At 40.6% G+C, this 9,952-nt stretch carries 9 protein-coding genes; all 9 read left to right on the top strand.

Annotation, left to right across the window (positions count from 1 at the left end):
• The first annotated feature begins 23 nt into the window (after nt 1-23).
• The 9 genes from trpE (at nt 24) to menE (ending at nt 9,952) form a co-directional block, all read left to right on the top strand.
• Nucleotides 24-1,487, top strand: coding sequence for an anthranilate synthase component I (trpE, locus tag HMPREF9200_RS00155; RefSeq protein WP_009352759.1), 1,464 nt, complete (start codon nt 24-26; stop codon nt 1,485-1,487).
• A 1-nt stretch (nt 1,488) separates the two neighbouring features.
• Entirely contained in the window at nt 1,489-2,067 is a 579-nt protein-coding gene (locus tag HMPREF9200_RS00150; RefSeq protein WP_009352755.1) for an aminodeoxychorismate/anthranilate synthase component II, read from the top strand.
• A gap of 14 nt (nt 2,068-2,081) precedes the next feature.
• Nucleotides 2,082-3,098 (top strand): anthranilate phosphoribosyltransferase, encoded by a 1,017-nt coding sequence (gene trpD, locus HMPREF9200_RS00145; RefSeq protein ID WP_009352747.1) that lies wholly within the window; start codon nt 2,082-2,084, stop codon nt 3,096-3,098.
• A gap of 217 nt (nt 3,099-3,315) precedes the next feature.
• Nucleotides 3,316-4,875, top strand: a complete 1,560-nt coding sequence (trpC, locus tag HMPREF9200_RS00140) for an indole-3-glycerol phosphate synthase TrpC (RefSeq protein WP_009352741.1) — start codon at nt 3,316-3,318, stop codon at nt 4,873-4,875.
• Between the two features lie 14 nt (nt 4,876-4,889).
• A complete protein-coding gene (gene trpB, locus HMPREF9200_RS00135; RefSeq protein ID WP_009352766.1) occupies nt 4,890-6,083 on the top strand; it encodes a tryptophan synthase subunit beta in 1,194 nt (397 codons plus the stop codon).
• The gene (gene trpA, locus HMPREF9200_RS00130; protein WP_009352750.1) at nt 6,076-6,861 is read left to right on the top strand and encodes a tryptophan synthase subunit alpha; all 786 of its coding nucleotides are present in this window, start codon (nt 6,076-6,078) and stop codon (nt 6,859-6,861) included. The genes trpB and trpA overlap by 8 nt, the downstream gene beginning before the upstream one ends.
• A gap of 269 nt (nt 6,862-7,130) precedes the next feature.
• Nucleotides 7,131-7,550 carry a HutP family protein gene (locus HMPREF9200_RS00125; RefSeq protein WP_009352769.1) on the top strand — a complete coding sequence of 140 codons (420 nt, stop codon included), beginning with the start codon at nt 7,131-7,133 and terminating at the stop codon, nt 7,548-7,550.
• Between the two features lie 81 nt (nt 7,551-7,631).
• Nucleotides 7,632-8,474, top strand: a complete 843-nt coding sequence (gene menB, locus HMPREF9200_RS00120) for a 1,4-dihydroxy-2-naphthoyl-CoA synthase (protein ID WP_009352753.1) — start codon at nt 7,632-7,634, stop codon at nt 8,472-8,474.
• An 11-nt stretch (nt 8,475-8,485) separates the two neighbouring features.
• Nucleotides 8,486-9,952, top strand: coding sequence for an o-succinylbenzoate--CoA ligase (gene menE, locus HMPREF9200_RS00115; RefSeq protein ID WP_009352751.1), 1,467 nt, complete (start codon nt 8,486-8,488; stop codon nt 9,950-9,952).

Below are 9,952 nucleotides of genomic sequence, written 5' to 3'. Positions count from 1 at the left end.
AGTTTTTTATTGCAGGAGGATTTATGAAACCATCATTAGAAACAGTGAAACAATTGGGACAAGGGTACGACATCGTACCGGTGTACGTGGAATTATTATCGGACATTCGCACACCTATTTCTGTACTGAAAGCTTTAAAAAAGGTGAGCGCTCATACATTCTTATTAGAAAGTGCTGACAACACCCATCACTGGGGGCGATATTCTTTCTTAGGTTATAATCCATTGTTAGAAGTAACTTGTAAAAACCATACGATGACGATCAAAGGAGATATGACACGTACGTTCACATGTCATAATCCAGCGGAAGAAATTCGAAACATCTTGGGTCAATATAAAAGCCCTAGAGTAGAAGAATTGCCAACTTTCACAGGTGGATTTGTGGGATACTTCGCCTATGAATACATTCGTTACATTGAGCCTACCTTAGATCAACATATTAGCGATACAGATACTAGTATGGTGAACGATGTAGATCTTATGCTCTTCGATAAAGTCATTGCTTTCGACCATTATAAAAATAAAATCTATATCATCGGTCATGTACGTACAGACGATATAGAACGGAATTATGAGCGAACTCAATTAGAACTACAAGCCTTGGCAGACTTGGTGAAAGATGGCGAAGAAGCTGATATCGAACGTGGTGTACTGGAAAGTGAATTCACCTCTGAGTTTACGTCCGAAGAATACCAAGAGGTGGTGCGAAAAACAAAATATTATATAACGGAAGGAGATATCTTCCAAGCCGTCGTTTCCAATCGTAGAGAGGCGAAGTTCAAGGGCAGTTTACTCAATGCGTATCGTGTACTAAGAACGATGAATCCATCGCCATATATGTTCTATATGAGTGGTAAATCTGTAGAATTAACAGGGGCCTCTCCGGAAACATTGGTAAAACTACAAGATAGAAGTGTTTACACTTTCCCTATTGCGGGCACATTACCACGGGGCAAGAATGAAGAGGAAGATAGAGCGCAAGAGACTAAGTTAAGTAAAGATGAAAAAGAATTGGCAGAGCATAATATGTTGGTCGACTTAGGTCGTAATGATATTGGTAAAGTTTGTGAATTCGGGTCTGTTCAAGTGGAAGCACTTCATCAATTACAAAGATTTTCTCATGTCATCCATTTAACAAGTACTGTGAAAGGGACCTTACGAGAAGAGTTTGATGCCTTAGATGCCATTGGCGCTACTTTACCAGCAGGAACCTTATCGGGAGCTCCTAAAATTCGTGCCATTCAGATTTTACAAGAATTAGAGAAAAGCCCACGTGGTGTTTACGGTGGTGCTGTAGGGTACTTAGATTTTTCTGGCAATATGGATGTGTGTATTGGCATTCGTATGGCTATGGCAAAAGAGGGTCGTGTCTTTGTTCGGTCTGGTGGTGGCATTGTGCGAGATAGTGTACCAGTAAATGAGTACAATGAAACGATCCATAAGGCACAATCTATGGTGACAGCCATCACATTGGCGCAGGAGGTGTAACATGGTATTACTCATCGATCATTACGATAGTTTTTCTTTCAATATATATCAATTAATCGGTTCTCTAGTGAAAGACATTAAAGTCATCCGCAGTGACGAAATGACAGTGAAAGAGATTCGAGAGCTTGCACCAGACTGTGTCATTCTTTCACCAGGAACGGGACGACCAAAGGATGCAGGCGTGTACGAAGAATTATTAGCAACATGCCAAGGCGAGTTTCCTATTTTAGGCATCTGTTTGGGCCATCAGGCAATGGGTGAAGTGTTTGGAGCTACCGTAGGGTATGCAAAAGAAGTGATGCACGGTAAACAAAGTGTGGCGACCCAATGTTATCCATCCATATTATGGAAAGATATTCCTCAAGAATTCCCCGTAGCGCGGTATCATTCCTTAGCGGTCTTAGAAGATACCCTAGGAGATGAACTGGTGATAACAGCTCGCACAGCAGATGGAGAAATTATGGCCATGGAACATAGAACACATCCAATTTATGGTGTGCAATTCCATCCAGAGTCTATTTTGACACCGCAAGGAATGCAAATGGTTAAGAATTTCTTGGAATACCATAAGATTATATAAGGGAGATATAGAGTATGATTCAACAAGCCATACGCCTCGTTACAGAGGGACAAGATATGCCATATGAAGTGGCAAAAGCAACCATGAATGCTATTATGAGCGGCGATGTACAGGAAGTGCCTATGGCAGCCTTCTTAGGAGGTTTACAAGCAAAGGGACCTAGCGTTACAGAGATTACAGCCTTTGCAGAAGTGATGCGGGAAAAAGCTGGCTCTGTGCCACATGACAATACAGTGGTAGAAATTGTAGGTACTGGTGGAGATGGTAGTAGTACATTTAATATTTCTACAACGTCAGCGATCCTACTAGCGGCTGCAGGGATTCCTATCGCTAAACATGGGAATCGTAGTGTATCCAGCAAATGCGGTGCCGCTGATGTGCTAGAAGCATTGGGAGTGAAATTGGAACTCAATGGAGAGCAAAATAAAAAGGTCTTAGAGGAAGCGAATATTTGCTTTATGTTTGCCCCTGTGTACCATGAAGCTATGAAATATGCTGGACCTGTACGAAAAGCTATGGGTGTTAGAACAGTATTTAATATTTTAGGGCCTTTGGCAAACCCTGCGGGTGCTACGGTAGAGCTTATGGGTGTGTACGATCGGTCCTTAGTGGAACCATTGGCACAGGTCTTGTCTAACTTAGGTGTGCATCGTGGTGCCATGGTGTATGGTAGTGACGGACTTGATGAAATTACTGCCACAGGGACTACGACAGTATGTGAAATTGACCATGGCGAGTTCAAGACCTATGAACTAGATCCAAAGGATTATGGATTCACTTATGCTACAGCAGATGAACTTGTGGGCGGTGATGCACAGGTGAATGCTGAGATTACACGTACATTACTAGGAGGAAAAGATAGAAGTGGTCGTGCTACTGCAGTGATACTTAATGCGGGGATGGCATACTATTTAGCCAAAGAGGGAACGGTAACCTTAGAGAATGCTTTTAAAACGGTGCAAGAGTTATTGTATTCTGGTGCTGGAGCAAAGGCACTTTTAAAATTTGTGAAAGCATCACAAAATGCTTAATAGGCCGTGATTGTCAATATATTTATAAAGCGGGAGATATCCTTTAGGAATAGTAGATTCTAAAACGTATTTAGGTATCTTGGTAACTAAATAGTACAAATATAGTAATTCCTACCCATATCATTTAGATATATGAATACTACGGAAAGTATTTTGGCATATACATACTATGATAATAAGGTTATTCCAGAATAATAGGATAGAAATAGAGTTATTTATGATATTAGATAAGATTGTAGCAGCTACTGAAAAACGGGTCTATGACGCAAAAGATAATTTACCCTTGTCAGAGTTGCAACAGCAAGTAGAAAGAATGCCTATTACGAAGGACTTTCCTTTTGAACAGGCATTACAAGAATTAGATTTTAATTTTATATGTGAAGTGAAAAAAGCGTCTCCATCAAAAGGGATAATTGCAGAAGATTTTCCCTATTTAGAGATAGCCAAGGAGTACGAAATGGCAGGGGCGGCTGCTATTTCGGTGTTGACAGAACCAGATTTCTTTTTAGGTAGCCCGCAATATTTACAAGAAATTGCTGAAGTGGTACAGATTCCTGTATTACGGAAGGACTTTATTATCGATGAATATCAAATCTATGAAGCAAAATTGTGGGGTGCCTCAGCTATATTACTCATAGCCGCTATCTTGAATGATGAAACAATGGCATGCTTTCATAAGTTGGCAGATAGTTTGGGTCTATCTTGTTTGGTAGAAGCTCACGATGAAACGGAAGTATTGCGAGCAGTGAATATAGGGGCCCGCATCATTGGGGTCAATAACCGAAATTTAAAAGATTTTACGGTGGACGTGAACAATAGCATTCGCCTACGAAAGCTAGTGGATGATTCAGTGATTTTCGTTTCTGAAAGTGGCCTAGATACAGCCGCAGATATCCAACGGTTACGAGACAACAAGATTCACGCTGCACTTATGGGTGAAAGCTTTATGCGAACTAACGATAAAGTTGCTAAATTAGCTGAATTGTATGGACCTATCAGATCGAAATGTTCTATACATAATAATACAGAACGAGACAGGTTAGGAACAGAAGATACATCTAACATAGAGGTACCAAGTGCACCAACAATAGATGAAGCTACTCAATCTAGTTATGAGGTTAAGGTCAAATTTTGTGGCATAATCCAAGAAGATACAGTTCCTGTATTACTGGAGACACAACCAGACTATGTGGGTTTTGTCTTTGCACCCAGCAAACGACAAGTGACGGTAGAACAAGCCCAATCTATTACGAAAAGTTTGCAAGATAGCGTAAACCCTACAAGCGGTAACAAATGCTGCTCACGGGTAGGCGTATTTGTGAATGAAACGATACGTACTATTGTGGAGATTGCAAAGGCAGTACCACTTTCAGTAGTGCAATTACATGGAGATGAAACCATAGCATATATTGAATCATTACGAATTCATTTAGAGGAAGAACAATTAGGATTCATTCAAATCTGGAAAGCTGTTCAAGTGCAAACAAAAGAGGATATTATGCAATGGGAACAAGCGCCTATTGATGGACTAGTAGTGGATGCTTATTCTAAGACAACTAGAGGTGGTACAGGTCAAACGGTAGATTGGTCACTGTTAGAAGGTATACAGATGCCGTACTATTTAGCAGGAGGTATTGGATTACACAATGTAGCTCGAGCTATTCGTCGACTGCAGCCGTATGGACTCGATATGAGTAGTAGCTTAGAAACAAATGGACAAAAAGATGACACTACAATTAGAACTATGTCACAATTAATTAAGACAGTAATAGAATGAAGAGGAGATAGACTATGACAACACATCGTCATGGCTATTTTGGTGAATTTGGTGGACAATTCATGCCAGAAACACTAATGAATGCCATTATTGAATTGGAAGCAGCCTATGAAACATATAAGAACGATCCAGAATTTATTAAGGAATTAGAAGATTTACATGTGTCCTATACCGGCCGTCCATCCTTACTATATTTTGCAGAACAAATGACAAAAGATTTGGGTGGAGCTAAAATTTACCTAAAACGAGAAGACTTAAATCATACAGGATCGCACAAATTAAATAATGTGTTAGGTCAAATGTTACTGGCTAAGCGAATGGGTAAAACGAGAGTGATTGCAGAAACGGGTGCCGGTCAACATGGTGTAGCCACTGCTACAGTGGCGGCGTTAATGGGCATGGAATGTGAAATTTTCATGGGCCAAGAAGACTGTGAACGACAAGCTTTAAACGTATACCGTATGGAGCTATTAGGTGCCAAGGTACACCCTGTTACATCTGGTACTGGTACATTGAAAGATGCTGTATCTGAAACGATGCGGGAATGGACCAATCGAATGGTAGACACCCATTACGTATTAGGATCTGTTATGGGGGCTCATCCGTTCCCTATGATGGTACGTGACTTTCAGTCCATTATCAGTCGGGAAGCAAGAGCTCAAATTTTAGAAAAAGAAGGTAAATTACCTGCTGCCGTATTAGCTTGTGTTGGTGGCGGTAGTAATGCCATTGGTATGTTCTATCACTTCATTCCGGATGAAGACGTACAACTCATCGGTTGTGAAGCGGCTGGCAAAGGAGTTGATACAGAAGAACATGCAGCGACCATGACAAAAGGTACAGTAGGTATTTTCCATGGTATGAAATCTTACTTCTGTCAAAATTCCTATGGACAAATTGCACCTGTATTTTCTATTTCAGCAGGTTTAGATTATCCAGGAATAGGTCCAGAACATGCCTATTTACATGACAGTGGCCGTGCTCAATATGTGCCCATAACAGACCATGAGGCAGTGGATGCTTTTGAATATCTGTCTCGTATGGAGGGCATTATTCCAGCTATTGAAAGTGCTCATGCTGTAGCTCATGCTATGCAATTGGCACCTACGTTAAGTCCTGATGAAAGTATCATCATTTGCTTATCCGGACGTGGTGATAAGGACGTAGCAGCTATGGCAAGATACAGAGGGGTGAACTTACATGAATAAGATAACAATAGCAGAGGCTTTCAGCAAGAAAGCATTTATCCCTTTTATTACAGCTGGTGACCAAGGGATTGATACCACAGAGAAATACATTCGTACTATGGCGAAGGCGGGAGCCAGTTTGATTGAAATTGGCATTCCTTTTTCAGATCCTGTTGCAGAAGGTCCTGTCATTCAAGATGCTAGTGAGCGTGCCCTATCTACAGGCATCACGACAGATGATATCTTTGATATGGTAAAACGTTTACGCACCGGTACAGATGCATTGACCATACCACTTGTGTTCATGACCTATTTGAACCCTATCTATGTGTATGGTGTTGAAAGCTTTATGACACGCTGTGAAGAAGTGGGTATCCAAGGTGTCATTGTGCCAGATTGTCCGTTGGAAGAAAAACAAGAACTAGCCCACCAAGCAAAAACTCATGGCATTGCTGTCATTTCATTAATTGCACCTACTTCAGAGCAACGAATTGAGGAGATTGCTAGTCAAGCAGAAGGCTTTGTGTATTGTGTGTCATCTCTTGGTGTAACAGGTATGCGCAGTGATATCAAAACAGATATTGCTAGCATCGTACAACAGATTCGCCAATACACAGATGTTCCTGTAGCCGTTGGCTTTGGTATTTCCACGCCGGAACAAGCAAAGGCGATGGCCGCAGTATCTGACGGAGCCATCGTAGGCAGTGCCATTGTGAAACAAATTGGTGAATGGGGCGCTAATGGTGAAGAAGAACTATATCAGTACGTTCATTCTATGGTAGAAGCTGTGGGTAACTAATAGTAATGTATTCTAAGGTAACTCCTATGTATGACAGAGTTACTTGGTGATAGTATCCTTTATATCCTATTCTGTTATTTACGATGTCTCTTGAATAGCTGTGCAAGAAGTTTCTCTTGTGCAGCTATTTTTTCATCGAAAGGACATTACATTCACAGAGGATCATAGTTAAAGTAGATATACTGCAGTCTTAAAAAAATTGATGGTAACATGATTTGATATACTGTATACTTAATACTATACATAGTTCTTAACAGGAGACATAGGGTATGGAAAAAACGAGTATTGGTGTTGGGCGAGCTGCATTACATGTTGCCATTTCTGAAAGCCGAGCTGAAGAGATGACATTGCGGAAAGAATTTGAATCTCTTGGGATTCGTAGCTGTGCTGTAGATTTTGGAGGGCCTTTCACAGAGATTATTCCTAAAATTATTGAACGGGCCGTAGTAGCAGCGGAGCGACAAGAGTTGATTCTTGATAATCATGTTAGCAAGGGTGCTGTAGTAGGTGCTACGGCACAAGCCTTAGAACAACTTAAAAATAAATGTGTAGGCCTTAATGTAGGAGGAAAAGTAGGTATTGCACGAAGCCAAGAACATCTAAGTGTAGCGATTTATTTGGGCGTAGGTGTATTGCATTTAGACGAAATTGCTGTGGCTATGGCACATCGTGCTGTACCAAATCTGTAGAAGTGCTATAAATTTATTACTAGATTTGATATAATATTCTTTAGAGTGTATAGACAATAGCTAATCATTTTGGAGGTAACTATGAGTCAATTCGATTGGAAAGTATTAGATCGTAATTACGAAGATGTAATTTATGAAACATATAATGGGATTGCTAAAATTACAATTAATCGTCCAGAAGTGCGTAATGCATTCCGTCCCAAAACAGTGATGGAATTAATCGATGCGTTTACCATTGCTCGTGAAGATGCAGAAGTGGGCGTTATCATCTTGACTGGTGCTAATCATGGTCAAGGAGAAGATAAAGAAGCATTCTGTTCTGGTGGTGACCAACGTGTTCGTGGAGATGGCGGTTATGTTGGGGATGACAAGATTCCTCGTCTTAACGTGTTGGATTTACAACATTTAATCCGTATTACTCCAAAACCTGTTATTGCTATGGTTAACGGTTTTGCTATTGGTGGTGGTCATGTATTACACATCGTATGCGACCTTTCTATTGCCTCTGAAAATGCAAAATTCGGTCAAACAGGTCCTCGTGTAGGTTCTTTTGATGCTGGTTACGGTGCTGGATACTTAGCGCGTTTAGTAGGCCATAAAAAAGCTCGTGAAATCTGGTTCTTATGCCGTCAATATTCCGCAAAAGAAGCCTTAGACATGGGGCTTGTAAATACAGTAGTACCATTTGATCAATTAGAAGCAGAAACAGTGAAATGGTGTGAAGAAATTCTTCAATTATCTCCAATGGCACTTCGTTTCTTGAAAGCTTCCTTCAATGCAGATACAGATGGTTTAGCTGGGTTACAACAATTTGCAGGGGATGCGACTTTATTGTTCTACACAACTGATGAAGGTAAAGAAGGTCGCGATGCATTTAAAGAAAAACGTAAACCTAATTTCAAACAGTTCCCTAAATTCCCTTAATGGATTAGGCTATGAAGTGGTTATATGAACGAGCACACACCCATAGAGATAGGCTTTTCTTAAATAAATATTCTTATGGTGATGTGTTTACTCTAACAATAGCTACAGCAAAACGACTCGCTCCTCATCTTCGAGGGGAGAGTCGTATTGCTTTATGGGCTGAAAATTCAGTATCCATGGCGATACACCTATTTGCTCTATCTGCATTGGGTATAGAAACAGTGTTGCTGAATACGAATCTGACTAACCGAGAAATAATAGAACAGATGGAAAGTACAGGAGTTCGCACCTTATTGATGTCAGAAAAAATGACACACATATTGCGAGCACAGAAGGTAGCCGATGACATAGAGATCACAGATGTTTCTACTTGTGAGCATAGCCATAATCATGTGGACCGACAGGATTTGTGCTTTTCTACATGTATAGACACTGATTTCAAGGCTATTTCTCCTATGCATAATGACGAAAATCTAGACTGGAATCCCTCTGATGAAAAAGTATTTTGTATTATCAACACTAGTGCTACAACAGGCAAATTCAAATCAGTCCCTGTACGGTGGTTACAGATAGAGGCTCATGTGAAAGCTTCTGCGAATGTGCTTGGTGTGGAGGAACATGACAATTGGCTTGTAGTGCTCCCTATGTTCCATGTCAGCGGCTTATCTATTATTTTGCGTACTTTGTATAATGGCACAAGAGCCATAATTCGTGAAAAGTTCTCGGAACAAGTCGTACTAGAGGCATTGGAAACAGAAGATGTGACCATGGTATCTTTGGTGCCCACAGTGTTACAACGCATAGTAGAACGCATACAAGCACCAACTTTACGGGCTATCTTACTAGGTGGTGAGTTTATTCCTATGCCACTGTTACAAGAGTGCGTACAACGAAATCTACCAGTCTATAAGACGTACGGCATGTCAGAAACTTTTGCTCAAAGTACTACCTTTAGTATACAGGAGCATCCAAATAAATTAGCCTCTGTGGGTTATCCTTTACAGGGTGTTACTATTGAAATTCGTAATCCTGATGAAGAAGGTGTAGGAGAAGTGTGGCTTTCATCGCCGATGCTGATGAAAGGATACCTTAATAAAGAGCCGATTCACGGCGCTTTCAATACAGATGATATTGGCTACGTAGATGACGATGGATTTTTATATCTTTTGAACCGCAGAAAAGACATCATCATTTCTGGGGGCGAGAATATTTACCCTAAGGAAATCGAAGATGTCCTATATGGAATGAATGGTATTCTGGAATGTGCCGTCATCCCTGTATCGGATCGTAAATGGGGACAAGTGCCTGTCTTGTGCGTGGTAACAAACCATTCCGAAGAAGATATATCAGAATATCTACTCAGTCGTTTAGCGAAGTATAAAGTACCGAAACGAATGATATATTTTGATGCATTACCTAAAAATAGTATGGGAAAAATATTGCGACAAGACTTGATTCACACAGTAGAAAGGACATAG

The organism is Veillonella sp. oral taxon 780 str. F0422, from assembly GCF_000221605.1.
Taxonomy (GTDB): Bacteria; Bacillota; Negativicutes; order Veillonellales; family Veillonellaceae; genus F0422.
Note: the sequence above shows the minus strand (reverse complement) of the source record. Positions and strands in the feature narration are given on the sequence as shown.

Excerpts from the sequence above, each read along its gene's own strand:
- trpE (WP_009352759.1), top strand. The coding sequence starts at position 24 with ATGAAACCATCATTAGAAACAGTGAAACAATTGGGACAAGGGTACGAC.
- HMPREF9200_RS00150 (WP_009352755.1), top strand. The coding sequence starts at position 1,489 with ATGGTATTACTCATCGATCATTACGATAGTTTTTCTTTCAATATATAT.
- trpD (WP_009352747.1), top strand. The coding sequence starts at position 2,082 with ATGATTCAACAAGCCATACGCCTCGTTACAGAGGGACAAGATATGCCA.
- trpC (WP_009352741.1), top strand. The coding sequence starts at position 3,316 with ATGATATTAGATAAGATTGTAGCAGCTACTGAAAAACGGGTCTATGAC.
- trpB (WP_009352766.1), top strand. The coding sequence starts at position 4,890 with ATGACAACACATCGTCATGGCTATTTTGGTGAATTTGGTGGACAATTC.
- trpA (WP_009352750.1), top strand. The coding sequence starts at position 6,076 with ATGAATAAGATAACAATAGCAGAGGCTTTCAGCAAGAAAGCATTTATC.
- HMPREF9200_RS00125 (WP_009352769.1), top strand. The coding sequence starts at position 7,131 with ATGGAAAAAACGAGTATTGGTGTTGGGCGAGCTGCATTACATGTTGCC.
- menB (WP_009352753.1), top strand. The coding sequence starts at position 7,632 with ATGAGTCAATTCGATTGGAAAGTATTAGATCGTAATTACGAAGATGTA.
- menE (WP_009352751.1), top strand. The coding sequence starts at position 8,486 with ATGAAGTGGTTATATGAACGAGCACACACCCATAGAGATAGGCTTTTC.